Raw genomic sequence first — 24,524 nt, forward strand, 5'->3', positions numbered from 1 at the left:
AACACAACCGGAAGCTTCACGCTTCCGGTTTCTTTACTCTTCACCAATTCCCAGCCGCTGTAATACGCCTTTAATCCCTTCGCGTAAGATTAACGCAGAGAACTGATCCTGTTCATCCTGACTCATTTGCTGGATAGAACTTATCAATAACGCAGGTAATGAATTAGCTACTGCACCATAAGTTGCCGCTGGCTCATTGAGATTACGCGTCGACTGAATAAAACTTTTTACACGCTCATCAATATGGATCAGACGCGCTTTTCCGCCTTGTACACCGGGCTTTGGCGTAGTTGTCCAGTTCTCCCGCTTGATCCATTTATTCACCGTTTGCCGACTGTAACCCGTTTCTGCAGCCAGCTCTTCGGGAGTAAGCCATTCCTTTTTCACGATGCTATCCCTGTTAAATACATTAGCCATATATATTACAGCAAAACGTAACAGGGGAAAGTAACTGAAGCTGAAATTGCCTTATGTCTCTCGACATAAGGCAAAACAAGGTTACTGCGGATTACTGGCGGGTTCAGCGGCAGGACGGAATGCAAGGAAATAGGCCAGACCGACGAAGACGGCACCACCAACGGCATTACCTAAGAAGACCGCGGCAAAATTGGGGAAGTACTCTGCCCAGCTCATCTGACCGGCAAAAATGGCGGCCGGAATAATAAACATGTTGGCGACGACGTGCTGGAAGCCAATGGCAACAAATGCCATAACCGGGAACCACATGCCGAAGATCTTACCAACCACATCTTTACTGGCAAATGCCAGCCATACTGCCAGACAAACCAGCCAGTTACAGCCAATGCCAGAAATAAAGGCGTGCAGGAAATCGGCGTGAACTTTTGCAGAGGCGATAGCGACAGTTTTCTTCAGGTAATCCCCCTCGGTCATGCCGAGCATGTGGCCAAAGAACCAGGCCACAGCTATGCTGCCGATGAAGTTTGCCAGGGTCACCCAGAACCAGTTACGCGCCAGACTCATAAAGCTGATGCGACGGGCGAACCAGGCCACCGGTAACGTCATCATATTGCCGGTCAACAGTTCACCACCGGCCAGAACGGTCATTATGATACCCACCGGGAACACCGCGGCACCTAATAGGCCACCAAATGAGCCCCAGTCTGCGGGCAGGGTGTTAATAACGTGAAGGTCCAGCAGGAAACCGGTCGCGATAAATGCGCCCGCCATAAAGCCGAGAATCAGAAGGATGCTAACAGGCGCACGGCTTTTAGCCACGCCTGCCTGGATCGCCAGTTGTGCGATTTCTTTGGGTGTATGCAGCGACATAGTATCTCAATAGTTTTTTTATGATTAATGGGAACAAAAAACGCCTGGTGGACGCGCGGCGCGCGGGAGGGGGTCCCGGCGACCACTAAATTAGCGGACTAAGTTTTGCATGCTAAAAAGGCGAAGACAAGAAAATTCCTATAACATATTTAACCGCTGATTAACCTTATGCCAAATCGAATAACATTCAAAAAAGCTTCTGCCTGAACAGACTCGATTTTCACCTGCGGCATGCTGCTTAACCTTCTCAGGTTGCCGCCTTTTTCAGCGATCAAACTGAGAATGTCATTTTGCCGTTGACACCCTGGAGGCGGTTTCATATTATGCCGTCCGTCGCTTCACGTGACAGTTTTTCGGTTCGGGGCTATAGCTCAGCTGGGAGAGCGCCTGCATGGCATGCAGGAGGTCAGCGGTTCGATCCCGCTTAGCTCCACCAAACGTCTTCCCAAATGTTTGGCACTGAAAAACGATTCCAGATGTGGGGGTATAGCTCAGCTGGGAGAGCGCTTGCATGGCATGCAAGAGGTCAGCGGTTCGATCCCGCTTATCTCCACCATTTCTGACAACGACCATGTTCTGACACCGACGTTGTCAAAATCCTTTCTCACTTGACCTGCCATTCACCGGTTGCTACAGATTTTAACGCTTTTGCTTCGCCATCTATCCTGCTGCACGCTTAAAGGCGTTATTAACCGGCAACGCCATGACATCCGACGCTATTTGCGGGACGCTGTGCTGCTTATTTCGCACGGCTTGAATGAGACGTTATGCAGGTGTGTCATGGAAGTGGTAAAGCAGGAAAAGGCAATCAGCGGGAAGCGGAGTAAGAATGGAGCACAAAGGAGAAGGGCGAGACCCGCTCGCCCTTGAATGCTTAGAACGCCAGCACCAGACCGGCGATAGCGGCGGAGAGCACGCTGACCAGTGTTGAGCCGTACAGCAGCTTCAGACCAAAGCGGGAAACCACGTTGCCCTGCTCTTCGTTCAACCCTTTGATCGCACCGGCCACGATGCCGATAGAAGAGAAGTTGGCGAACGAGACCAGGAACACGGACAGAATACCCTCTGAATGTGGCGACAATTGCCCCGCGATTTTCTGCAGCTCCATCATGGCGACAAACTCATTCGATACCAGCTTGGTCGCCATAATACTCCCCACCTGCAACGCTTCGCCAGAAGGCACACCCATCATCCAGGCAAACGGATAGAAGACAAAGCCGAGAACGCCCTGGAAGCTGATGCCGAAGATCAAATCAAACAGCGCATTCAGACCTGAAATCAGCGCGATAAAACCAATCAGCATGGCGGCAACAATAATCGCGACGCGGAAGCCGGCCAGGATATATTCGCCAAGCATCTCAAAGAAGCTCTGGCCTTTATGCAGGTCCTGCAACTGCAGATCTTCTTCGTTCTCTACGCGATAAGGGTTGATCAGCGACAGCACGATAAAGGTGCTGAACATGTTGAGCACCAGCGCCGCCACCACATACTTCGGCTGCAGCATCGTCATGTAGGCACCGACGATAGACATCGAGACGGTCGACATGGCGGTCGCGGCCATGGTGTACATGCGACGCTGTGACATCTTGCCCAGAATATCTTTATAGGCAATGAAGTTTTCTGACTGTCCCAGTATCAGAGAACTCACGGCGTTGAAAGATTCCAGTTTACCCATGCCATTCACTTTCGACAGCACTGTACCGATACCGCGGATCACCCACGGCAGGATACGGAAATGCTGAAGGATACCAATCAGCGCAGAGATAAAGACGATTGGGCACAACACATTAAGGAAGAAGAAGGCGAGGCCTTTATCGCTCATGTTGCCAAAAACAAAGTTGGTTCCTTCGGCGGCATACTTCAGCAGATGGTCAAAAAAGCCCGCGAATCCTTTGACGAAACCCAGTCCCGCTTCTGAGTTCAGGAAGAACCAGGCGAGCACAATTTCAATCACCAGTAGCTGTATAATGTAGCGAATGCGAATGCTTTTACGATCGTGACTGACCAGCAAGGAGAGTATCCCGACCACCACCAGTGCTAAAAGAAATTGCAAAATATGGGACATGGTTGCTCCAAATTTGAGGAGGGTTGTATTTTGTTGCGTATTCTATGTAACGCGTTTCTTAAAAACGAGAGCTAAACCACAATATAAGTATTCGCTATCAGTATATTTTCCAGAAAAGTTCCAGAGATCACGCCCTGTTAACAAATCATCCACCCCAGATAACCACATAATTATTGTCTGAATTTTACATCGGGCGTAAAGTGACACCGTTGCTCATATTTTTAGCAATCATCCCCTTTACTATAATGTATAGCAATGGCTATACTTTATAGCAGTATCTATTACACCGATAACAATAAACGAATTTCACTTGCACATGCCAACCCCTAAGCTGCCGGGGCAGGCAAATGTTCAGACAGGGTAGCGTATATGTTTGAAAGTCGTACCGCAGAGCGCGCCGCTCGCGGAGTCAGAAAAGTCAAACTCGCACTGCTGGGACCCGCTTTTATTGCCGCAATCGGCTATATCGATCCGGGCAACTTTGCGACCAATATTCAGGCGGGCGCTGCTTACGGCTACAAATTGCTGTGGGTGGTGGTCTGGGCCAATATCATGGCAATGCTGATCCAGTTGATGTCAGCCAAGTTGGGTATCGCCACCGGTAAAAACCTCGCCGAGCACATTCGCGATCGTTTTCCGCGGCCCGTCGTCTGGTTTTACTGGGTGCAGGCGGAAATTATCGCAATGGCTACCGACCTGGCGGAATTTATCGGTGCCGCGCTGGGGTTTAAACTGCTGCTCGGCATTTCATTAATGCAGGGCGCGGTGCTGACCGGCATCGCCACATTCCTGATATTGATGTTACAGAGCCGTGGACAGAAGCCGCTGGAGCTGGTGATTGGAGGACTGCTGCTGTTTGTGGCCGCTGCCTATATCGTCGAACTCTTCTTTTCTCAGCCCAACGTCAAAGAGCTGGTGATCGGCATGGCGCTGCCTGCGTTACCGACGTCAGATGCTGTATTCCTGGCGGCCGGTGTGCTGGGTGCAACCATTATGCCGCACGTGATTTATCTGCACTCCGCATTGACGCAGGGGAAAAGTCAGGACAGCAAAGGTCAGCGTTACTCCTCAACCAAACTGGATGTGGCAATTGCTATGACGATCGCCGGATTCGTTAACCTGGCGATGATGGCGACCGCCGCGGCGGCCTTTCACTTCAGCGGCCACAGCAAAATCGCTGAACTCGACCAGGCCTATCAGACGCTCCAACCGCTGTTAGGCCAGGCTGCGGCAACGGTATTTGGTCTGAGCCTGGTGGCCGCCGGATTATCCTCAACGGTGGTTGGCACGCTGGCAGGGCAGGTGGTGATGCAGGGCTTTATCCGTTTCCATATTCCGCTGTGGGTGCGTCGTACCGTCACCATGGTGCCCTCCTTTATTGTCATATGGGCAGGCTGGGATCCGACCCGGGTATTGGTGATGAGTCAGGTACTGCTGAGTTTCGGCATTGCGCTGGCGTTGATTCCGCTGCTCTCTTTTACCGGTAACCGCGAGCTTATGGGCGATGATATGGTTAATTCGCGTCTGATGCAGAACACCGGACGACTGATCGTGCTGCTGGTGATTGCGCTAAATCTTTACCTGCTGGTGGGTGAAGCGCTGGGGCTGTAGCGATCTGTGAAACCTGAAACGCCCGGTTCTGCCGGGCATTGCAGACAACTGACAAACTCAAGTCAGATATCTTTCAGTCGTGAATTCGCTTAAAGCACAGGAACCCGGTCAGAGGAGGAAAGCGTCCCTCGCCAGGGACAGCGCGGGCCGAGCATGTCATGGATGAGGTCTTTTGCGTCTTTCCGATCTGACCGGGTTTCCTGTGCTGGCTCTGTCTGGCAGCAATCAGGCCTGACCTAATCAACAAATAAAAACGCCCGGCTCTGCCGGACGTTTTTATTAGTGGCGATCGTGTCCGTGATGATCGGGGCCACGATGGTCGGAGCCGTGGCGGTCATGATGATCCCAGCCACGATCGCGATCGCGGCGATACTGATGTTCCCAGCGACGCTCACGGCCGCGCTCGTGCCAGCGACGTTCACGCTCCCACTGTTGTTGACGACGCCACTCTTCGTGTCGCCACCAGCGGCGTTCGTTATAAGAATAGCGGTCATTCCACCAGTGCGGTTCACGCCAGCGACCGCCATCCCAGTAATAGCCACGGCGATCGCGATCGCCAAGATTCAGAGTGACGCCAGGGGCCAGAGTAATAGAGGCACCAGAGGCCTGGGCTGTGTGGTGTGCCAGCGGCGACAACAGGGCCAGCAGGGCAGCAAAAATAAGGACTCTTTTCATTTTCTTCTCCTCATCAACAGTCTGATGCTGTTGTGGCGCAGCGATTATGCCTGCGTATTGCGATTGTTACCGCATCATTGTGTCGGAAAATTGTGAGGAAATTGGGGAGGGAAAAGGGATTGAGACTATTCTGGCGCAGAAAACGCCCGACCTGAGGCGGGCGAGGAAACGCTTACATCAGTGCCAGTTCAATCGCAGCTAACTCGGTGTCGCTGAACTGACGATGGGTGAGCATCGCCACCGCATCATCGATCTGGGCCGTTTTGCTGGCACCGATCAGCACGGAAGTGACACGCTCATCGCGCAGCACCCAGGCCAGCGCCATCTGCGCCAGCTTCTGATCGCGCTGCTGTGCAATAACATTCAGCTTGCGAACCTTTTCCATCTTCTCTTTGGTCAGCTGATCCTCATTCAGGAATTTACTGCCGCTGGCCGCGCGCGAATCTTCCGGGATGCCCTGCAGATAACGATCGGTGAGTACGCCGCCCGCCAGTGGAGAGAAGGCGATACACCCGACACCCGCATCGCCCAATGTCTGAATCAATCCCTGCTCTGGCGAACGTTCAAACATCGAATAGCGCGGCTGGTGAATCAGACAAGGGGTGCCGAGATCGCGCAGGATAGCTATTGCTTCGGCAGCAAGATCGGCCGGATAGTTAGACAGGGCAGCGTAAAGCGCTTTGCCCTGGCGCACAACATGATCCAGTGCGCGCATCGTCTCTTCCAGCGGCGTTTCGGGATCAGGACGGTGATGATAGAAGATATCCACATACTCAAGCCCCATTCGCTTTAGACTCTGATCCAGGCTGGCGACCAGATATTTACGCGACCCCCAATCCCCATAAGGTCCCTGCCACATGGTATAGCCCGCTTTAGTGGAGATAATCAGCTCATCACGATGTGCTCGAAAATCTTCCCGCAGAATGCGACCAAAGTTCTCTTCCGCTGAGCCTGGTGGCGGGCCGTAATTGTTCGCTAAATCGAAGTGAGTGATGCCAAGGTCAAACGCATGGCGCAGCAGTTCACGGCTGTTATCAACGCGAGTACTGTCACCAAAGTTATGCCACAGTCCCAGCGAAACAGCGGGCAGTTTAATGCCAGTGCGACCGCTGCGGCGGTATTCCATCTGTTGATAGCGATCGGGATGGGGAAATGAGGACATTCAGCGCTCCTGGGTAAAAACGGGGATATGTGCCAAAAGTCTATCAGTGTATACGGTTACACTCAGTGACAGCGCGCTGCAATTCGCATTTTTACAGAATATTCCGCCAGCGTAACGTCGCCTTTCCAGCCATTGCGGCAGGCGATAATAGTGGCATTCCTCGCTAATTTCATCCTCTGTCAGATACTTAACCCGACTCTTCCCTGAAAGGAATGCGCAATGTCCATATTTACTGTTGGAGATTACCTGCTGACCCGTCTGCAGGAGATGGGTGTAAAGCATCTGTTTGGCGTGCCTGGTGACTACAACCTGCAATTTCTTGACCGCGTAATTGCCCATCCGGCAATCAGCTGGGTGGGCTGCGCTAATGAGCTCAACGCAGCTTATGCGGCGGATGGTTATGCACGCTGCAATGGCGCAGGGGCGCTATTGACTACGTTCGGCGTTGGTGAACTCAGCGCGATTAATGGCATTGCAGGCAGTTATGCTGAACATCTGCCGGTAATCCATATCGTTGGCGCGCCTGCGACTCAGGCTCAATTGCAGGGGGATTGTGTTCATCATTCGCTGGGCGATGGCGATTTCCAGCATTTTATTCGCATGGCCGCAGAAGTCAGTGCGGCAACGGCACAACTTACAAGCGACAACGCTCCGGCTGAGATTGATCGGGTGATTGTCGCTGCGCTGCAGGCCCGCCGTCCCGGCTATCTTTCGCTGGCCGTCGACGTGGCGGCCATGGAGGTACAGCCACCTGCGCAGCCCCTGGGCAGTCATCAACTCTCTACGCCCGCAGCGCGCCGCGCTTTCAGCGCCGCGGCGGAACGTTTGCTGGCACCGGCAGAGCGCATCTCACTGTTGGCAGATTTTCTTGCGCTACGCTGGCAGCAGCAGTCTGCGCTGGCCGCGCTGCGCAAACAGCGTGCGATTCCCTGCGCCAGCTTGCTGATGGGCAAAGGGGTACTGGATGAACAGCAGCCGGGTTACGTCGGTACCTACGCGGGTGAGGCCAGCGCGGGTCAGGTGTGCGAACAGATCGAGCAGGTGGATGTGGCGATCTGCGTCGGGGTGCGTTTCACCGACACCCTTACCGCCGGGTTCACGCAGCAGTTTGCCCCTGAGCGACTGATTGATGTGCAACCCTTCAGCGCCAGCGTAGGCGGTGAACACTTTGCGCCGTTGTCAATGGCTGATGCGCTCAGCGAACTGCAACCGCTGTTTGAACGCTATGGCCGGCAGTGGCAGTCCGCCGTCACACCCTCGGCCGCGCAGCCGTTAGAACCGGCCGGCGCAATCAGTCAGCACGCCTTCTGGCACACGATGCAGGCATTCCTGCAACCCGGCGACCTGGTTCTGGCGGAGCAGGGGACGGCTGCGTTTGGGGCCGCCGCGTTGCGACTGCCCTCGCAGGCGCAGCTGGTGGTTCAGCCATTATGGGGCTCAATCGGCTATACTCTCCCGGCAGCGTTTGGTGCGCAGACCGCCGACCCTGGTCGCCGGGTTATCCTGATTATCGGAGACGGTTCGGCGCAGCTGACGATTCAGGAACTGGGTTCGATGCTGCGCGATCAGCAGCGGCTGATTATCTTTTTGTTGAATAATGAAGGTTATACCGTCGAACGGGCGATTCATGGCGCAACACAACGTTACAATGATATCGCCCAATGGAACTGGACAGCCTTACCGCGCGCCCTGAGCCTGCAAAGCCAGGCGCAGAGCTGGCGCATCAGTGAAACTGTGCAGTTAAAGGAAGTCATGGCGCGACTCTCCGCACCTCAATGGCTCTCCCTGGTTGAGGTGATAATGCAGAAAGAGGATTTGCCGCCACTGCTACGAAAAGTCACCGCCTGCCTGAATCAACGCAACGGCGGCTAAGTTTCAGATAGTTGCCGCTGTGCAGGGTGGACTATCGCGGTTAGGCTGTAGCACACCTGAGTAAGACGCTCACCAATCGCACCGGTGAGCGTTGTTGTTTTATGGGCAGAATTTTATAGTGTCCTCCAACTCTTAAGACCCCAAGCGGAGCAACAGAAGAATGACAACCTATGCCTTGGTCGGCGATGTCGGCGGTACTAACGCACGCCTCGCCCTGTGTGAGGTGGAAAGCGGCAGCATCACCCAGGCCAAAACATTCTCAACATCAGAATATGACAGCCTCGAAGCTGTCATCCGCCACTATCTTGATGAACAACAGCAGAACGTTAAAGATGGCTGTATCGCTATCGCCTGCCCGATTACCGATGACTGGGTTGAAATGACCAACCATGACTGGGCGTTTTCTACGCGCAAGCTCAAAGAGAACATCGGTTTTGAACACCTGGAAATCATTAACGACTTCACCGCGGTATCCATGGCGATCCCAATGCTGACCGCCGACAACGTGATTCAGTTTGGCGGGACAGAGCCGGTCAAAGATAAACCTATCGCGATTTATGGTGCCGGTACAGGATTAGGCGTCAGCCATCTGGTGCATGTGGACAAGCGCTGGGTCAGCCTGCCAGGCGAGGGCGGTCATGTCGATTTCGCCGCCAACAGCGAAGAAGAAGATCAGATTCTGGAAGTGCTGCGCGAAGAGCTGGGCCATGTTTCAGCGGAACGTGTGCTGTCGGGTGCCGGTCTGGTTAACCTCTATCGTGCGATTGTTAAAGTGGATAATCGCGTACCGGAAAACCTGAAACCCAAAGATGTCAGCCAACGTGCGCTGGACGACAGTTGTACCGACTGCCGTCGCGCACTGTCGATGTTTTGCGTCATCATGGGCCGTTTCGGCGGCAATCTGGCGCTGAATCTCGGCACCTTTGGTGGCGTCTACATTGCGGGCGGCATCGTGCCACGCTTCCTGGAGTTCTTTAAATCGTCGGGTTTCCGTGCCGCTTTTGAAGATAAAGGCCGTTTCCGTGACTATGTTGCCAGCATTCCGGTTTATATGATTACGCACGATCAGCCTGGTCTGCTGGGCGCAGGCGCACATCTGCGCCAGACGCTGGGTCGCGAAATCTGATTCGGCTCAACCTCGCGCGCTGACGTGCTGCATGCGATGGAGTTTTCCGGTCCGCCCGCTTTGCCGGGTCAGGATCGGGAACTCACCCCCTGCTTTATTCCTGCCTCGCTTTCCCTTTCCTGAACAGTTCCGTATTCATGCTGCACTACAGGCGCATGAGTTGTCGAAACAGCTTCACCTTACTGCGGCTGACCGGCACCTGAAATTCCAGATCGCGCAGCTTCAGCAGATAGGTATTGTTAAACCACGGCTCGATTTCGCGGATTTTGCTGAGGCTGACGCAGTAAGATCGGTGGCAGCGGAAAAACTGCTGCTCCGGCAGGCGTGAACAGAATTCGGTAATATTCATCGACATCACGTATGACTCGCGCCGGGTATAAACAAATGTCAGCTTCTCATGCGCCTCAACGTAATAAATATCATTCACGTCCGTGACGATAATGCGCTCATCTTTGATCAGGTTGACCGTCTGCGGCGCGGGCGTAGCGCTGAGATGGCTGACCGATTGCTGCGCCTGGGCCGTGGCTTCCAGCTTGTTCAGCATGGTAACAATTCGCGACTCCTGATAGGGCTTGAGAATATAGTCAAACGCCTCCAGCTCAAACGCCTCTACCGCATGCTCTTTCCACGCGGTAATAAAAACGATCAGCGGCTTGTGGGCAAACTGATGGATATTCTGTGCCAGCAGCATGCCATCCAGCGAGGGAATGTTGATGTCGAGAAAAATCACATCAACCCGATGCTGTTGCAGATACTTCAGCACGTCGAGACCATCGTCAAAGCAGGCTTCAATCTCGATTTTGCTGTGATGCTGAATCATCCAGCTCAGCTCCTGCTGCGCCAAAAATTCATCTTCCACAATTAGGGCTTTCATACCAGATTCTCCGCCAGGCGCTGGCCGTTCTTACTCAGCGTAAAGGAAATTTCGGTGCCCGGCTGATGCCGCACGATGTTCAGTCCCTGACCCGACAGAAGTTTTACCCGATGGTGAACATTGAGCAGCCCGATTTTATTACCGGGCATCTCGTTGCGCGCCACCCGTCCCATCACGTCGTCGCTGATGCCCTGGCCGGTATCCCGCACTGAGACCCGCACCCGATCGCCCAAATCCCGGACGCTTAGCGTTACCACGCCTTTGCCTTTACAGGGCTGGATGCCATGCACAATGGCGTTCTCCACCAGCGGCTGAATCAGCAGGCTCGGCAGCAGAAAATGCAGGTCCTCATTGACGTCATAAATCATCGTCAGCTTATCGCCAAACCGCGCCTGTTCGATGGCAATGTAATCTTTCACCTGCCACAGCTCTTTACGGATGTCGATCAGCTCGTCGTCATTCAGTTCCAGGTTATAGCGCAGATAGCGTGACAGGTTTATCACCAGCTGGCGGGCGGTATCGGGATTAAGCCGGATAGAAGAGGAAATAGCATTCAGTGCGTTGAACAGGAAATGGGGATTTATTTTACTTTGCAGCGCGCGTAGTTCCGCTTTATTGGCCATCTCACGCAGCTGCTCGGCGCGTGACACTTCAAGCTGCGTTGAGATGATTTGTGACAGGCCGATCGCCATCTCCTTCAGCGAGCCGGTAATACGGTGTGCGCGACGGTAATAGATTTTCAGCGTGCCGGTGACTTTGCCTTTTTCCCACAGCGGGATCACAATCATCGAATGGATATCTTTGGTACGGTGCGCTTCATCGTTGTTCTTAATAATAATTTTACCGCTGGCGATTGACTGCGCCGTGGTGGGGCTGATGCCATCATCCCCATGCTGATAATTGTGTTCACCATAGCCGACGTAGGCCAGAATCTGTTTTTTATCGGTCATCGCCACCGCATCGGCTTTAATCTCCCGCCGGATAATGTCACAGATGTTGCGCAGCGAGTCGCTATTCACCTGACGAAACAGCGGCAGGGTTTTGTTGGCGATCTCCAGCGCCAGCTTGGCCTGACGGGCGGCAATAGCCTCTTTCTCTCCCTCGACGCTCTGCACCAGTAATACAATAATGCCAATGCTGGAAGCACCGAGGATCATCGGTAAGGCAATCTCCGACACAATTGCCAGCCCGAGTGAGGTGGGGCGCGCCCACAGAACGATCAGCAACATCGTCAGAGCTTCACACATCATGCCGCCGACGATACCGGCACGCCAGCGATGCTCTTTCAGCACCCGGCGGTTAATGCCGCCCGCGACGATACCGGCAATAATGCTGGTAATCAGACAGGGCACGGAAGTCACACCGTGAATATCGATCAGAAAGCGGTGCAGACCCGCAATGATGCCGGTGGCGATGCCTACCCAGGGACCAAACAGAATGCCGCCGGCCATAACAGCGATGACTCGCACATTCAGCAGCGAACCGTCGACATTAACACCCGACCAGGTACTGAACAGCGCAAACAGGGAAAAGATCGCCGTAACCGCCACTTTCTCCGCGCGGGTGTGTTCATCTTTTTGCAGCAGCTGACGAAACGGGCGGGTGCGCGTCAGGAAAAACAGGCAGATCAACATCAGGGCGGCGCGGTCAAATACTGCCAGTAACATCGTGAAGTGGGAAGACACAGGCGACTCGTCGGCAATGAAAAGTGCCTCTATGATAAAAAATGTGATCACGAACCGCTAGCGTCCCGATCAATCACTCCGGGAGTTCGTGTTTTAGATCAATTTTTGCGGCATATGTGCTAAAAGAGGAAAGGTTGAGTGGTTTAAAGGGGAACAGTTTTTCAGCCTGTTCGCGCTGGTCGCTGATGTGCCGTTTTGCTATGTTGCGCCATGACACGCGCAGCGATCGCTGGAATAGCGTGACCATCGGGAGCAGCACATGCAACTTGTCACCGACAGATTAACCCTGAGTAAATTACAGCCAGAAGACTGGCAACTGTTTCGTGCCGTCCATGAAGATCGCGACACCATGAACTGGGTGAGCGAGATTCCCGATGAAGCGGATATCCGCCAACGCTTCACCGAGCGCCTGGCACCCTGGCAGGCAAGCAGTTTTCATATGCTCTGCCTGGTGGCTCGACAGCGTGACAGCGGTGAGCCGATTGGCCTGTTCGGCTGCAGCCCCGAATGGGAGCCATACCGTCAGGCGGAAGTGGGCTATATGCTGCTGCATCGCCATTGCGGTCAGGGTTATGGCAGCGAAGCACTGGCGGCGCTGTGTCAGTTTTTGCTTGAAGCCGATTTTCACAAACTCAAAGCGATGGTGATTGAAGGTAATTGGGCGTCACGCCGTATCCTGGAGAAAAATGGCTTCCAGCTGGAGGGCACGCTACGGGATAATTATCTGCTGAACGGCTGCTGGGTGAACGATTGGCTGCTGGGGCGGCTGAACCCTCATCAATAAAAATATTTTCCGCCACCCTCGACAAAATGATCCTGGCCACGTTATGTTCATAGCGGGTCACTACAGTGACACGCGTCGCTCGGACGGTCCGGGCGCTTACGTAATCCAGAGGACATCATGGCTGATAACAGCATACCCCGTCGTTTCTCGCGTATTGAACGTTTACCTCCTTACGTTTTCAATATCACCGCTGAACTGAAGATGGCTGCGCGTCGGCGCGGCGAAGATATCATCGATTTTTCAATGGGCAACCCTGATGGCCCGACCCCGCCACACATTGTCGAAAAGTTATGTCAGGTGGCGCAGCGTGACGATACGCACGGTTATTCCACCTCTCGCGGCATTCCGCGACTGCGCCGGGCGATCTCGCGCTGGTATGCCGAGCGCTACCAGGTTGAGATCGATCCCGAATCAGAAGCGATTGTCACCATCGGTTCCAAAGAGGGGCTTGCGCACCTGATGCTGGCCACGCTGGATCATGGCGATACCGTATTGGTGCCTAATCCCAGCTATCCGATTCATATCTACGGTGCGGTGATTGCCGGGGCGCAGGTGCGCTCGGTGCCGCTGGTGGCGGGTGTCGACTTCTTCAATGAGCTGGAACGCGCTATTCGTGAGAGCTACCCCAAGCCAAAAATGATGATCCTTGGCTTCCCATCCAATCCTACTGCACAGTGCGTTGAACTCGACTTTTTCGAGCGGGTGATTGCGTTGGCGAAGCAGTACAACGTGCTGGTCATCCACGATCTGGCCTATGCCGACATCGTCTACGATGGCTGGAAAGCGCCGTCGATTATGCAGGTGCCGGGCGCGCGTGATGTCGCCGTCGAATTCTTCACCCTGTCAAAAAGCTACAACATGGCGGGCTGGCGCATCGGTTTTATGGTGGGTAACAAAGAGCTGGTCGCCGCGCTGGCGCGGATTAAAAGTTACCATGACTACGGCACCTTTACGCCACTTCAGGTGGCGGCGATTGCGGCGCTGGAAGGGGATCAACAGTGCGTGCGCGACATCGCAGAGCAGTACAAACGCCGCCGTGATGTGCTGGTAAAAGGGCTACATGAAGCGGGATGGATGGTGGATAACCCAAAAGCCTCGATGTACGTCTGGGCAAAAATCCCTGACCATTACGCGCATCTGGGTTCGCTGGAGTTTGCCAAGCATATGCTGCAGGAGGCGAAAGTGTGCGTCTCACCAGGCATCGGGTTTGGCGATTATGGCGACACGCATGTGCGCTTTGCGCTGATTGAAAACAGCGATCGCATTCGTCAGGCGGTACGGGGAATTAAAGCGATGTTTCGTGCCGATGGCGTATTGCCAGGCAGCATGAAAACAGAAGAAGAGAGCTGACAGCCAGCAGGGGCGACTTAAGAGTCGCCCCGTGGCGGCACTGTCACGCCATTACTTCAGCAGCAGAACAAAGGTGCCGAACCAAAGTAACGCGAAAAAAGATATTCCCATCAAGGCATATTTCACAAAGCAACTCCTCTGAGCGGTTACGATGATGGCGATCCCAAACCAGTGCAACGCGAACAGATGTGGAAAAGAGATCGCCATTTACAATAGTGGTCTGCTCTTTTCCCGGTCGATCTGAATAACTCAGAACAGGATCAGGCGCTAATTTACGCGTAATCCCGGCCAAATGAAATAGGTCCGTTCTGAGATATTGCTCACATTTTTACTCCGCTTCGATTTGGGGGATCGCCGACATGCCGACACGTAACTGGGCCAGATGCTGTTGGTCGCTATCCAGCACAATCTTCACCGGCAGACGTTGAACGACTTTAGTGTAGTTGCCAGTGGCGTTATCGGGTGAGATCGCCGAAAAAGTTGCGCCGGTGGCCGGTGCGATGCTGTCCACATGGCCGGTAAAGATCTTACCCGGCAGGGCGTCTACTCGTATTTGCACCCGCTGGCCTGGGCGCACATCACTTAACTGCGTCTCAAGATAGTTAGCGGTAATGTAGGTTTGCTGCAGTGGCACCACTGCCAGCAGACGGGTTCCGGCTGAAACGTATGCGCCGGTCCGCACCGAGCGCTGACCCACCATGCCGTCAACGGGAGCCATAATACGCGTGTAGGAGAGATTCAGTCTGGCCTGATCGACGCTTGCCTTAGCCACTGCAACGTCCGCTTCTGCTGAACGCACCGCGGCCTGTAACACCCCTATCTGTTTCACTGCTGACGTCAGCGCAGCCTGACTCTGATGCACGGCTGCCAGCGCCGAGCGCTGATTTGAAGTGGCTTTCTGCTGATCGTCGGCTGCCACGGTACCGCTTTTATAAAGGCGATTGTAACGATCGGCGCTCTGACCGGCATACTGCGCAGAGGCTTCGCTGGCTGCGAGGCTGGCTTTCTGCTGATCAATCACCGACTGCTGCTGTTCCAGCTGGGCCTGGCTGCTCAGCAGTTTTGCCCGACTCACCTGCAGGTCAGCCTCGGCACTTTCCAGCGCGACACGATAGTCACGGTCGTCCAGCGTTGCCAGCAGCTGGCCAGCTTTGACCTGCTGATTATCCTGTACCTGCACGCGGCTGACGTAGCCCGACACTTTCGGCGCCACCAGGGTGTAATCCGCATTAACGTAAGCATCGTTGGTGCGGTGATCGTTGCCGGTCATCAGTGACCAGATCACAAAAGCGATGGCCAGTAACACCAGCAGCAACAGACTCAGCAGCAGGGTTCTTCTCATTTCGAAAGCACGCATATTCAGTTATTCCGGGAAGGGTTTTGAATCAAAGTTTGAGGCGGCCACACCCGTTTTGGCAGGATGGCGGTAAGCAATAACAGGCAGGCGGCAAAGCCGGTCAGCATCAGCCAGCAGTCGCTCAGGCTCAGCACCGTGGCCTGATGCCTGACCAGGGTGGCGAATCCGCTGAGATTATCGCTGGCACTGATGCTGCCATCCGGCAACAGCGGCAAACTGCTGCTGGCCTGATCGGCCGTTGGAGCTATCATCAGCCAGCTGCGACTGGCCGCCTGATTAATCAGAACACTGGAGTGAAACTGCTCACGATGGGAGACGAAAACCTCAACCAGCGTGGAGGCCGCAATGCTGGAAAAGCCGCGCACCGTATTAAACATCGCCGAGGCAAATGGGCCTTCTGGTGGAGCCACAACGCTGGTGGCGCTCATCAGTATCGGCAAAATGATCATCGGCTGTCCGAACGCCTGCAGAATCTGCAGCAGCCAGAAATTCTGTCGCGCCCAGTCACTGGTGATCTGCGAGCCCAGCAGACAGGAGGCCACAAGCAGGCCGACGCCCGCCGTAAGGATCCAGCGGCAGTCGATCCAGCGGATATTCAGCAGGGCTGCAATCAGCGGCGCGATCAGCAATTGCGGCAGACCCACCGTTAGCGCCAGCGGGGCAAACTCAAGGGGGCGAAAGCCGCTAACCTGACCAAAATAGGCCGAAGGCAACGCGGAACCTGAAAGGCCAAGAATGAGCACGCAGGCCAGCCCCAGCAAGCCGTGCGCCAGATTGGGCCGCCGGAGCATCTGCAACTTAAACAGCGGCAGTGGGTGAAACCACTCATTAATCAGGAAAACCATCAGCAGCGGCAATGCGGTCAACAACATACCGGCAATCAGTGGGGAGTTTAGCCAGTCGAGGCGCTCACCCTGGGTCAGCGCCAGAACCAGCAGCGCGACACCACTGCAGCCGGTCACCATGCCAAACAGATCGATCTGTTGAAAGCGTTCCGGACGCAACGGATCCTGGGGCAATCCCCAGCTGATCAGCAGCATAGCGATTAACATCCCCGGCACCACCTGCCAGAACACCATCATCCAACTGACATTGTCGGTCCACAGCGAGGCCAGCGAGGCCGCCATGTTGGGGCCAAACGTCGCGGTCAGCGCATAACCCGCCAGGCCAAACAGTTTAAACGGGGGCGGCAGAAAGCGCAGGGCGACGGTCATCAGCATCGGCGGGAGTGCGCCGCCAAACAGGCCCTGAAGCACGCGCAGGCTGATAAACAGCGTCGGGTCCGGGACCAGCGGCAGTAGAATGCCGGTCAGCATAAATCCCGCCGACACGCCGAGGGTAAAACGCCGCAGCGACAGGGTAACGGCGAACCAGGGCGCGATCATCATGGCGGCGACTTCTGCCGCCTGATAACCGGAGATAATCCAGCTACCCTGATCGTAACCGATGCCGATGGCGGCACGGATATCGGCCAGCGCGATATCACTGACGCGATCATTCAGCCCGGCGGTCAGCGCAGCGATGAGCACACCAACTAAGCCGAGTGCCAGTCGCAGTGTAAAAGGATGAGGGGCCAGCACGGAGGCTGGCTTGGCGTTCATTGCAGGCAATCTCATTATTATGATGCAGTGTATTGCGATGTGATACAGGCCGTAATATTACATCCCGGTATACTGTATTGCAATGTGGTACAGGCTGTAAAAAGTGCGGCATTCGCGCTACAGTAAGGCAGCTCAAACAGGACGACGCTATGGCACATCAACCCTCCAGCCGTGAGGATGAAAAAACGGGCGGTATACAGGTCATCGCCCGTGCGGCAAAAATTCTTAATGCGCTTGGCGAACAGCCGGGCGGCATGAGCCTCGGCGAGATCGCTCAGGCTGTTGAACTGCCACGTTCAACGGTACAGCGTATTGTTGGCGCACTCGACAGTGCAGAGCTGGTGCGCAGCAGCGGGGCGGGCGGACTGCGTCTGGGGCCGGCACTGTTAAAACTGATCTCCAGCGTCCATACCGACGTGGTTGATCTGGTCAGTCCGCTGCTGGAAAAACTCTCATCCGACACGAATGAAACAGTTTCGCTGGCCCGTGCCAGCGGCAGCCAGCTGGCGATTATTCACCACGTAGTCGCATCGCGTGAGCTTCGGGTCGTCCCGCATATGGGACTCAACCTGCCGCTCTATAGCACGTCCGGGGGACGGGCATTGCTGGCGCTGGAATGTGAAAAAGATGTGCGGATGATCGTTGGCGACGCCTGGCAGGAGTTAACCGACATGACGGTGAAAACGCTGCCGCAGTTGCTGCAACTTATCAGGGAAGTGCGCGAAACCGGTATCGCCGTGGATCGCGGTGAAACGCTGGAAGGTATCTCTACCATGGCGTTTGCGCTGGATACGCTGTTTGGTCGCTTTTCTGTCTCTTTGCTGGTGCCCTCTGCACGTTTTCTTCGACACGAAGCCCGCTTTCGTGACGAGATGCTGAAGTGTAAAGAGGCTCTGGTGCGTGAAATTGGCAAAGTCGCCGCGATTGAAGGATAAGCATCTGATGAAAACCCTGCTGATGGCCATTGATCACTCTCCGGTAGCAGAGAAAGTGATTGCCTTGACAATTGAAGAAGCGCTGGCACATCGTGCCGATGTGGTGGTGCTGTGCTGCGTGGATCCTGCCTACTCCTCCTGTAATCAGCCGATGGAAATTGATGCGGGTGAAGACCCGGCTGATTTTGTGGCGGCGCAGGATGAGCAGAATACGGCGGAAATGGTGGTGCGTCATGCACTGGCACCGTTACTGCGCGCGGGCATTAATGCGCGTGGCATGATCCTGGCGGGTGAGGCGGCAGATACCATCGTTGCCCAGTCGCAACAACTGAAGACCAGTATGATTATCATGGGTCGTCGCCATCTTTCCTCTTTTAATCGGCTGTTAAAAGGCTCGGTCAGCGCATCGGTTATCGAGCGTGCTCATTGTCCTGTGCTGATCGATGTGCGTAAGGATTAATTCCGCAGCATGAATTCTCTGCTTTTTATTACGCTGGCCGCATTTGCGCTGCTGGCGCTGATCGTCATCGTGCTAATCAAAACCACCCGGCTGCGTTTGTGGCAGGGGCTGATAATTTTTCTGCTGCCACTGATAATGGCTAATCTGCTGTGGTTCAGCTGGGTAGCGCCGCATCAGTTGCAGGCCAGCCAGCGTGAGCAGGCGGTGAATCAACTGGCAAAGATGCCAGGCTATCGGGTGCTGCAAACTCAGGAACCGGCGCTATGGCTGTTGTTGACTCAGGAGCTGACCCGTCGGATCCGCGCGGGGGAGCCAGCTGAGCAGGCAATGGGCGAGCTACGTGGCTGGCTGATTGAAGTGATTAATCAGCGGCTGATGCGTGGAACAGATGCCGCGGTCGTCAACTACATCAGCGTCTCGGTTGAAGAGATGCGGGCGCTGAACCAAATCGATCCCGGCCTCTGCTTCCGTTATCTCTATCCGCAGGTAAGTGGTGGCATCAATTTGCAGACCACGCTGCCGCCGTCGCTGAATCGCAAAGAGACGGATGCCATGGAGGAGTTGCTGCTGAACAGTCCTCCGCCCGAGCAGCCACTGGATAAGACGCTGGCGCAGGATGATTTGCAAAAGATTGTAGCCCGGCTCTATCTGCAGTGGGGCGACAAGCTGCAGCAGCTGAATATGCCCGCCGACACGGCAGTAGATCGCTCATCGCTATGTGCCATGTCAATTGATCTCTACAGTGCGATTCTGACATTACCTGACAAGCGCGCCGCTAACCTGTTACGTAGAATGATTGCACTGACTGGCCAGTAAGCGGCAGCGGAATAGTGGCCGAAAAAATGCCCGCTAAGCGCGGGCAGAGAAGAGAGGAACAGATTTTTATTTTTGGCATTTCCTGGTGTGGTGCAGTCTTCGTTTTGTCTGAATACATCCTGTCACTTCTTGCACGATAGCGATAGCCGTTTAATCATATTGCATCAATCGGTAAAAGCTTTTTAGGTTTTGATTTTTCGCGCATTAATCCTATGGATACGTGGCATGTTGCGTCATAAACTGCGCGGGCAACATGAGGACAACTAAATGAAAAAACTAATTACCGGCGTACTGGCGCTGATTTTGCTGAGTGGATGTACTGCCAGTAAACCCGGGGCATTTGAACGTGTTGATGAAGACCCAAGCTCAAATACCGTGCAGTATCGATTTGATCCGGTAAAGGTCAATCGTGACGCAATGGATATCGATCTCGCAAACTACTGCACCCGTAAAGGATTTGATAAAGTCGAGGCATTGCCTGCGCAGGAGAGTCATATTCCAGGACTAAAGAAAGCATGGTTCCAGTGTAATTACGCACTCAAAAGCTAAATAAAACGGGCGGGATAATTATCCCGCCCTTAAAGTTTAACGCTTTTATTTTATGCTGTGTGAGATCTTTGCCCGTTAGCGGCGATGGTGACCGCCATGATACCCATCGTGATAACCTCCATAGTAGCCTCCATGATATCCGCCACCACCTCCGCGGTGCCAGCCATTGTCGTGTCTGGGGCTGATGATACAACCGCTTAATAACGTCATCAGCACAACCACCGAAGCGACTTTAATTAATCTCTTCATCGGAAGTTTCTCCTCTTTTCCAATAACTACGACACTACGCTGTAAAAGTGGAGTGAAGATGCAGGCTTTGTAGAGTTATTTAAGAAGATATAACGGAATATTTCAGGATGCTGCATTTTGCAGCGACAGGAAATAAAGAAATCAGAATGAACTGAATAATAAATACTATCAGAGAGAATATTCTCAAAATCAAGAGAAAATAATTCTCATTTGAAAGTTTTTACCACTACATTATTAGCATGTCAGTTCATTGGGAGAGAAACATGGCGCATGACGTTAAAAATATTTTGGCTTTACAGGCTGAACTGGGCGAATGCCCGCTCTGGTCAGTTGAAGAACAGGTGCTCTACTGTATCGATATCCTGGCACCGGCCATTCACCGTTTTGATCCGGTCAGCGGCGAATTGCAGACTTTCCCGCAGGCGGAAGAGGTGGGATGCATCGGTCTGCGTGAGCCGGGTGGGCTGATAGCCGCATTGCGCAGCGGTGTCTGGCTGCTGGATGCACAGGGTAAGCCTGAGAAAAAGGTTGCAGAGAATCCCGGTATAGCAGCGCAAAGTCGCTTTAATGATGGCCGCGTGGATCCCTGGGGTAATTTCTGGTGTGGCACCCTGTGGGAACCGCAAGACAAAAACGGAGCCCTGCTTTGCCGCGTGACGCCTGACCTGAAGCTGGAGGTGAAAGCGCGTGACATTAAAATTTCCAACGGGCTGGCATTCTCTCCTGACCGGCGCTGGATGTATCACAGCGATACGCCGAATGAGACGCTCTATCGCTATCCGTTAAATGAGCAGGGCGAGCCGGGTCAGCGCACACTGTTCCGGCATTTCGATGCGAAGGGCGGGTTACCGGATGGTGCCGCTGTGGATAGTGAAGGATTTTACTGGTCAGCACAGTTTGATGGCGGACGTGTGGTGCGTATCGATCCGCAGAGCTGCGACATTGTCGATGAGATCCTGCTGCCGGTGAAGTGGCCAACCATGGTGGCCTTTGGCGGTGCCGATCTTAAAACACTGTTTATCACCAGTTCGCGGGAAGATCGCACGGAAGAAGAGCTGGCACGCTATCCGCAGTCCGGCGATATCTTTGCAGTGGACGTCGCCGTTGCGGGAATGGCAGAGCCGCGATTCCGCGGCTAAATGTTAAGGGGCCGCTTCACCGCGGCCCGTGATAGTTAATGACGCTGCAACACCGGTTCTGCTGTGACGGGACTCTGTGGTAAGCGGATGGTGAGTGACAGGAACAGGGAAATGACCAGCAGCGTCATAATCAGGCTGAAGGTGACGATGAAACCACCAAACAGGGAGGCGACAAGTGAGCCCAGCACGCTACCGATACCAAAGCCGAGATAGAGCAGGCCATAGTTTTTAGTCAGGTTGTTGAGGCCGAAGAAGTCACTGACCAGCGACGGGAATACCGTAATGGTACCGCCAAAGCTGAAAGCGACACAGGCGAGTGACAGGAAGAAAGTGATCTCATTCATCAGGGTGAATAGCAGTACGCTCATACCGATAAGCGACACAATTTGCGCCAGCGAAATGACTCTGATGCGCATCATCCTGTCAGACAGCACACCCAGCACCAGGCGACCACTCAGGTTGGCAATGGCTATCACCGTTACCGCACTGGCTGCGGTCTGCGTGGTCAGATGCACCAGTCCTTCGCCGATATCTTTGGCAACGCCTATCACATACAGGCCGCTCATGCAGGCTGTCAGGAACATCAGCGCCAGCATCCAGTACTGCGGCAGTCGCACCGACTGTGCCAGCGTGTAATCCCGCGCATGTTGCTGGCCTGTGCTGGTGGTCCCGTTCTGCTGCAGTGGCGCTTCACGCATTAGCAGCGCACCAGAAATAATCATCGACATGGCCAGCACCCCCCAGATCATAAAGGTCTGCTCCAGACCGACCGTCGCCAGCAGTGTTCCGCAGATAAATTTGAATCCCAGACTGCCAAGACCGTAAGCGCCTATCGCACAGGCAGAGATCATTCCTTTGCGCTCCGGGAACCACTTCACGCAGTTTGAGAGCGTCATCAGGTAACCGGCACCATCGGCCAGACCGACCAGCAGTCCGGCACTGAAATAGAGCATCATCAGGTTATTCGCATGTGCGGTGAGCCAGAAACCCAGCGCCATCAACACACCAGCGCCGATAGTGACGCGGCGTACACCAAAACGTTCCTGTAATTTCCCGGCCAGTGAAGAGGCGATAGCCAGACCTAAACTCAGCAGGCCAAAGGAAAAAGCAACCTGACTGACAGGTGCATCCAGCTTTTGTGACAGCTGGCCATTGAACAAACTCCATGTGTAGACTGACCCCAGCGCGAACTGAGTAATTACCGTTCCGAACAATGTAAGCCAGCGGGAACGCTGGTAAGAAGCCTGTTGAGTCTGGTTCATGATTTATCTCTCCCATCCGGGAATCTGGAAACTGCAGTCAGAATAAAGCCGTGATTCGCGCGTGTGAGCAGTAAAGGCATGAACGGAACAGATCAGGGAATGAAATGCCATTCAGACGGTATGAATGGCGCCGCATAGGCGTTAGCGACGTTGCGGCAAAAGTAATCAAACCGGCAGCTTAATGTGTAAGCGTAATTAGCCGTAAGATAATGTTTCAGTCAGCTATTTCTGTGAGCAAGTTTCCAGATTATTTGCCAGGCTGTTAGTTCACTTAACAGGAGGAAATATGAAAGACCGGACATATGAATCCAGCACCAGTGAGGATGAAGTTTGCTGCATCATCGGTCAGGCGGTGATTGAACTCAGTACAGAACAACAGCCTGTGACCAAATCGACGCTGGCATTGAAACTGCTCTCAATGGCCGATCGTGATAGTGACGATGAGCGTGTTCTGCTCTACTGGATTGCACGTAAAGCGATCAATCAACCACAGAAACTCCTTCAGCAGCAGTGGGCGTAACGCCCAGCCGGACGCGGGCAAATTAGGCCGCCTCCGCGTCAGCGAATTACCCGGCGACGGCTTGCCGGCCAGCGGGCAAACATTACGATATTGCCCAGCAGAATCATGACAAGGCCAGGGATGGCGCTGGCATGCCGCCCAGACCCTTCATAATGGGTAGAAAGTGCCAGCGGAAACAGAACCGTTGTATAGGCAGCCCGACGGGCTCCGATACGTCCCACCAGCGTAAAGTAGGCACCGAACCCTATCACCGATCCCACGATAGCCAGATAGGTCAACGCCCCAATCCCCTGCGTATTCCGGTCGGCTGTAGCGAAACACCCTGTAGCAGTGAGACCAGTGCCATGATTAGCGCACCGTATAACATGCCGTAGCTGTTAGTTGTCAGCACGTCGCGTTGCAGACGCTGATGCCGCTGACTGATCATATTGCCGAATGAAAATCCAGGCGTGCCCAGGGCACTTAAACCCATGCCCTCCCGTCAGTCATGATGGCGTCGAACCGAATTGCATTATAACCTGAGCAATAAAACAACCGTTCTCAACCGCTACAAAGCACATCACTCTCCATTCCCGTTTTTTTTGCAACCCGCACGGTTGTTTTTCCTGGACGCACTCATTCACCGGCGGCTGAAATATTCATATCGCTGGCACGGGTATGAGATATGCGTAAAGTCCAGTTGTTGTAATTCCTTTCATCTGAAGAAAATAAATAAGCCCCGTTTAAGTAAATAATAAGAAATGATGGAGACCTGAAACTGTCTTCAGTTTTTCACATGCTCAGTCACGCCCTGATTCTTATTTTTTAATAAAAGTAAAAATCAGCTATTTCATGTTGTTGATGTATTTTTGTGCGAAACAGTATCCTGAGTTAAATTGCGCCTTCGCTGCACACCTTTATTCCATAAGGACTAAAGGGGTTATGCAAGAAAATTCTTATAAATCATAAAGATGATCTGTAATTGTTACGAGATGAAAATGTAAGATATTGTTACATTTTTTTATTTCCGATCGGGTGGCAAGCGTCCCTACACTCCAGTCATTGGGTTTTATCCGAATTTTTTATTTCAGATTAATACCCAAAAAATACCGTGTCGATATGCTGGTGAATGGAATGCGCTCGCTTTTCTTTCCGGGATTTCTATT

22 protein-coding genes, 2 tRNA genes and 1 pseudogene are annotated in these 24,524 nt (G+C 53.8%); 13 read left to right on the forward strand and 12 right to left on the reverse strand.

Annotated features, from left to right (window positions below; translation table 11 throughout):
* Positions 1–33 precede the first annotated feature (33 nt).
* Complete coding sequence (locus tag WFO64_RS05825; RefSeq protein ID WP_337009801.1) at positions 34–387, reverse strand: YfeC-like transcriptional regulator; 354 nt, start codon at positions 385–387, stop codon at positions 34–36.
* A 111-nt stretch (positions 388–498) separates the two neighbouring features.
* A complete protein-coding gene (locus WFO64_RS05830; protein WP_337009803.1) occupies positions 499–1,287 on the reverse strand; it encodes a formate/nitrite transporter family protein in 789 nt (262 codons plus the stop codon).
* A gap of 360 nt (positions 1,288–1,647) precedes the next feature.
* On the opposite strand from WFO64_RS05830, the gene WFO64_RS05835 reads away from it, so the two are divergent.
* Positions 1,648–1,723, forward strand: a tRNA-Ala gene (locus tag WFO64_RS05835).
* Positions 1,724–1,767: 44 nt separating this feature from the next.
* Positions 1,768–1,843, forward strand: a tRNA-Ala gene (locus tag WFO64_RS05840).
* A 318-nt stretch (positions 1,844–2,161) separates the two neighbouring features.
* Here WFO64_RS05840 and WFO64_RS05845 read toward each other — a convergent pair.
* On the reverse strand, positions 2,162–3,352 hold the full coding sequence (locus tag WFO64_RS05845; protein WP_337009805.1) for a NupC/NupG family nucleoside CNT transporter: 1,191 nt from the start codon (positions 3,350–3,352) through the stop codon (positions 2,162–2,164).
* Positions 3,353–3,721: 369 nt separating this feature from the next.
* On the opposite strand from WFO64_RS05845, the gene WFO64_RS05850 reads away from it, so the two are divergent.
* A complete protein-coding gene (locus WFO64_RS05850) occupies positions 3,722–4,963 on the forward strand; it encodes an Nramp family divalent metal transporter (RefSeq protein WP_337009807.1) in 1,242 nt (413 codons plus the stop codon).
* Between the two features lie 279 nt (positions 4,964–5,242).
* On the opposite strand, the gene WFO64_RS05855 is transcribed toward WFO64_RS05850, so the two are convergent.
* Together WFO64_RS05855 and mgrA are read right to left on the reverse strand one after the other, a co-directional pair.
* The gene (locus WFO64_RS05855; RefSeq protein WP_337009809.1) at positions 5,243–5,638 is read right to left on the reverse strand and encodes a DUF2502 domain-containing protein; all 396 of its coding nucleotides are present in this window, start codon (positions 5,636–5,638) and stop codon (positions 5,243–5,245) included.
* A 172-nt stretch (positions 5,639–5,810) separates the two neighbouring features.
* Complete coding sequence (mgrA, locus tag WFO64_RS05860) at positions 5,811–6,800, reverse strand: L-glyceraldehyde 3-phosphate reductase (RefSeq protein WP_337009811.1); 990 nt, start codon at positions 6,798–6,800, stop codon at positions 5,811–5,813.
* Between the two features lie 219 nt (positions 6,801–7,019).
* Between mgrA and ipdC the strand changes: the two genes are divergently transcribed.
* Entirely contained in the window at positions 7,020–8,672 is a 1,653-nt protein-coding gene (ipdC, locus tag WFO64_RS05865; protein ID WP_337009813.1) for an indolepyruvate decarboxylase, read from the forward strand.
* 160 nt (positions 8,673–8,832) lie between these two features.
* The gene (gene glk, locus WFO64_RS05870; protein ID WP_337009815.1) at positions 8,833–9,798 is read left to right on the forward strand and encodes a glucokinase; all 966 of its coding nucleotides are present in this window, start codon (positions 8,833–8,835) and stop codon (positions 9,796–9,798) included.
* A gap of 145 nt (positions 9,799–9,943) precedes the next feature.
* On the opposite strand, the gene WFO64_RS05875 is transcribed toward glk, so the two are convergent.
* Both WFO64_RS05875 and WFO64_RS05880 read right to left on the reverse strand, forming a co-directional pair.
* Positions 9,944–10,672, reverse strand: coding sequence for a LytR/AlgR family response regulator transcription factor (locus WFO64_RS05875; protein WP_337009817.1), 729 nt, complete (start codon positions 10,670–10,672; stop codon positions 9,944–9,946).
* Positions 10,669–12,339 (reverse strand): sensor histidine kinase, encoded by a 1,671-nt coding sequence (locus WFO64_RS05880; protein ID WP_337010509.1) that lies wholly within the window; start codon positions 12,337–12,339, stop codon positions 10,669–10,671. The genes WFO64_RS05875 and WFO64_RS05880 overlap by 4 nt, the downstream gene beginning before the upstream one ends.
* Before the next feature lie 277 nt (positions 12,340–12,616).
* Here WFO64_RS05880 and WFO64_RS05885 point away from each other — a divergent pair, with 277 nt between their 5' ends.
* Complete coding sequence (locus WFO64_RS05885; protein ID WP_337009819.1) at positions 12,617–13,141, forward strand: GNAT family N-acetyltransferase; 525 nt, start codon at positions 12,617–12,619, stop codon at positions 13,139–13,141.
* A gap of 117 nt (positions 13,142–13,258) precedes the next feature.
* A complete protein-coding gene (gene alaC / locus WFO64_RS05890; RefSeq protein ID WP_337009821.1) occupies positions 13,259–14,491 on the forward strand; it encodes an alanine transaminase in 1,233 nt (410 codons plus the stop codon).
* A gap of 51 nt (positions 14,492–14,542) precedes the next feature.
* Here alaC and ypdK read toward each other — a convergent pair whose 3' ends face one another.
* The 3 genes from ypdK to WFO64_RS05905 form a co-directional block, all read right to left on the reverse strand.
* Positions 14,543–14,617, reverse strand: coding sequence for a membrane protein YpdK (gene ypdK / locus WFO64_RS05895; protein ID WP_099257831.1), 75 nt, complete (start codon positions 14,615–14,617; stop codon positions 14,543–14,545).
* Between the two features lie 202 nt (positions 14,618–14,819).
* Entirely contained in the window at positions 14,820–15,848 is a 1,029-nt protein-coding gene (locus WFO64_RS05900) for an HlyD family secretion protein (RefSeq protein ID WP_337009823.1), read from the reverse strand.
* Positions 15,849–15,850: 2 nt separating this feature from the next.
* Complete coding sequence (locus WFO64_RS05905; protein ID WP_337009825.1) at positions 15,851–17,449, reverse strand: MFS transporter; 1,599 nt, start codon at positions 17,447–17,449, stop codon at positions 15,851–15,853.
* A gap of 149 nt (positions 17,450–17,598) precedes the next feature.
* Between WFO64_RS05905 and WFO64_RS05910 the strand changes: the two genes are divergently transcribed.
* The 5 genes from WFO64_RS05910 to WFO64_RS05930 all read left to right on the forward strand — a co-directional run bounded on the left by WFO64_RS05910 (position 17,599) and on the right by WFO64_RS05930 (position 21,597).
* On the forward strand, positions 17,599–18,384 hold the full coding sequence (locus WFO64_RS05910) for an IclR family transcriptional regulator (RefSeq protein WP_337009827.1): 786 nt from the start codon (positions 17,599–17,601) through the stop codon (positions 18,382–18,384).
* A gap of 7 nt (positions 18,385–18,391) precedes the next feature.
* The gene (locus WFO64_RS05915; RefSeq protein WP_337009829.1) at positions 18,392–18,844 is read left to right on the forward strand and encodes a universal stress protein; all 453 of its coding nucleotides are present in this window, start codon (positions 18,392–18,394) and stop codon (positions 18,842–18,844) included.
* Positions 18,845–18,853: 9 nt separating this feature from the next.
* Positions 18,854–19,660: a hypothetical protein gene (locus WFO64_RS05920; RefSeq protein ID WP_337009831.1), complete on the forward strand. Its 807-nt coding sequence runs from the start codon at positions 18,854–18,856 to the stop codon at positions 19,658–19,660.
* Between the two features lie 267 nt (positions 19,661–19,927).
* Positions 19,928–20,209: a hypothetical protein gene (locus WFO64_RS05925; RefSeq protein WP_337009833.1), complete on the forward strand. Its 282-nt coding sequence runs from the start codon at positions 19,928–19,930 to the stop codon at positions 20,207–20,209.
* 512 nt (positions 20,210–20,721) lie between these two features.
* Complete coding sequence (locus WFO64_RS05930; protein ID WP_337009835.1) at positions 20,722–21,597, forward strand: SMP-30/gluconolactonase/LRE family protein; 876 nt, start codon at positions 20,722–20,724, stop codon at positions 21,595–21,597.
* 35 nt (positions 21,598–21,632) lie between these two features.
* On the opposite strand, the gene WFO64_RS05935 is transcribed toward WFO64_RS05930, so the two are convergent.
* The gene (locus WFO64_RS05935; RefSeq protein WP_337009837.1) at positions 21,633–22,859 is read right to left on the reverse strand and encodes an L-lactate MFS transporter; all 1,227 of its coding nucleotides are present in this window, start codon (positions 22,857–22,859) and stop codon (positions 21,633–21,635) included.
* A 286-nt stretch (positions 22,860–23,145) separates the two neighbouring features.
* On the opposite strand from WFO64_RS05935, the gene WFO64_RS05940 reads away from it, so the two are divergent.
* Positions 23,146–23,379: a hypothetical protein gene (locus WFO64_RS05940; RefSeq protein WP_337009839.1), complete on the forward strand. Its 234-nt coding sequence runs from the start codon at positions 23,146–23,148 to the stop codon at positions 23,377–23,379.
* 38 nt (positions 23,380–23,417) lie between these two features.
* Here WFO64_RS05940 and WFO64_RS05945 read toward each other — a convergent pair.
* A pseudogene (locus tag WFO64_RS05945) lies at positions 23,418–23,854 on the reverse strand (EamA family transporter); the annotation flags it as partial.
* Positions 23,855–24,524: the final 670 nt, after the last annotated feature.

Origin of the sequence: Pantoea sp. AS142, from assembly GCF_037152305.1 — a bacterium.
Classification (GTDB): domain Bacteria; phylum Pseudomonadota; class Gammaproteobacteria; order Enterobacterales; family Enterobacteriaceae; genus Pantoea.

Coding starts and splice junctions, on each gene's coding strand:
- WFO64_RS05830 (WP_337009803.1), bottom strand. CDS start 1,287: ATGTCGCTGCATACACCCAAAGAAATCGCACAACTGGCGATCCAGGCA.
- WFO64_RS05845 (WP_337009805.1), bottom strand. CDS start 3,352: ATGTCCCATATTTTGCAATTTCTTTTAGCACTGGTGGTGGTCGGGATA.
- WFO64_RS05850 (WP_337009807.1), top strand. CDS start 3,722: ATGTTTGAAAGTCGTACCGCAGAGCGCGCCGCTCGCGGAGTCAGAAAA.
- WFO64_RS05855 (WP_337009809.1), bottom strand. CDS start 5,638: ATGAAAAGAGTCCTTATTTTTGCTGCCCTGCTGGCCCTGTTGTCGCCG.
- mgrA (WP_337009811.1), bottom strand. CDS start 6,800: ATGTCCTCATTTCCCCATCCCGATCGCTATCAACAGATGGAATACCGC.
- ipdC (WP_337009813.1), top strand. CDS start 7,020: ATGTCCATATTTACTGTTGGAGATTACCTGCTGACCCGTCTGCAGGAG.
- glk (WP_337009815.1), top strand. CDS start 8,833: ATGACAACCTATGCCTTGGTCGGCGATGTCGGCGGTACTAACGCACGC.
- WFO64_RS05875 (WP_337009817.1), bottom strand. CDS start 10,672: ATGAAAGCCCTAATTGTGGAAGATGAATTTTTGGCGCAGCAGGAGCTG.
- WFO64_RS05880 (WP_337010509.1), bottom strand. CDS start 12,339: ATGTTACTGGCAGTATTTGACCGCGCCGCCCTGATGTTGATCTGCCTG.
- WFO64_RS05885 (WP_337009819.1), top strand. CDS start 12,617: ATGCAACTTGTCACCGACAGATTAACCCTGAGTAAATTACAGCCAGAA.
- alaC (WP_337009821.1), top strand. CDS start 13,259: ATGGCTGATAACAGCATACCCCGTCGTTTCTCGCGTATTGAACGTTTA.
- WFO64_RS05900 (WP_337009823.1), bottom strand. CDS start 15,848: ATGCGTGCTTTCGAAATGAGAAGAACCCTGCTGCTGAGTCTGTTGCTG.
- WFO64_RS05905 (WP_337009825.1), bottom strand. CDS start 17,449: ATGAACGCCAAGCCAGCCTCCGTGCTGGCCCCTCATCCTTTTACACTG.
- WFO64_RS05910 (WP_337009827.1), top strand. CDS start 17,599: ATGGCACATCAACCCTCCAGCCGTGAGGATGAAAAAACGGGCGGTATA.
- WFO64_RS05915 (WP_337009829.1), top strand. CDS start 18,392: ATGAAAACCCTGCTGATGGCCATTGATCACTCTCCGGTAGCAGAGAAA.
- WFO64_RS05920 (WP_337009831.1), top strand. CDS start 18,854: ATGAATTCTCTGCTTTTTATTACGCTGGCCGCATTTGCGCTGCTGGCG.
- WFO64_RS05925 (WP_337009833.1), top strand. CDS start 19,928: ATGAAAAAACTAATTACCGGCGTACTGGCGCTGATTTTGCTGAGTGGA.
- WFO64_RS05930 (WP_337009835.1), top strand. CDS start 20,722: ATGGCGCATGACGTTAAAAATATTTTGGCTTTACAGGCTGAACTGGGC.
- WFO64_RS05935 (WP_337009837.1), bottom strand. CDS start 22,859: ATGAACCAGACTCAACAGGCTTCTTACCAGCGTTCCCGCTGGCTTACA.
- WFO64_RS05940 (WP_337009839.1), top strand. CDS start 23,146: ATGAAAGACCGGACATATGAATCCAGCACCAGTGAGGATGAAGTTTGC.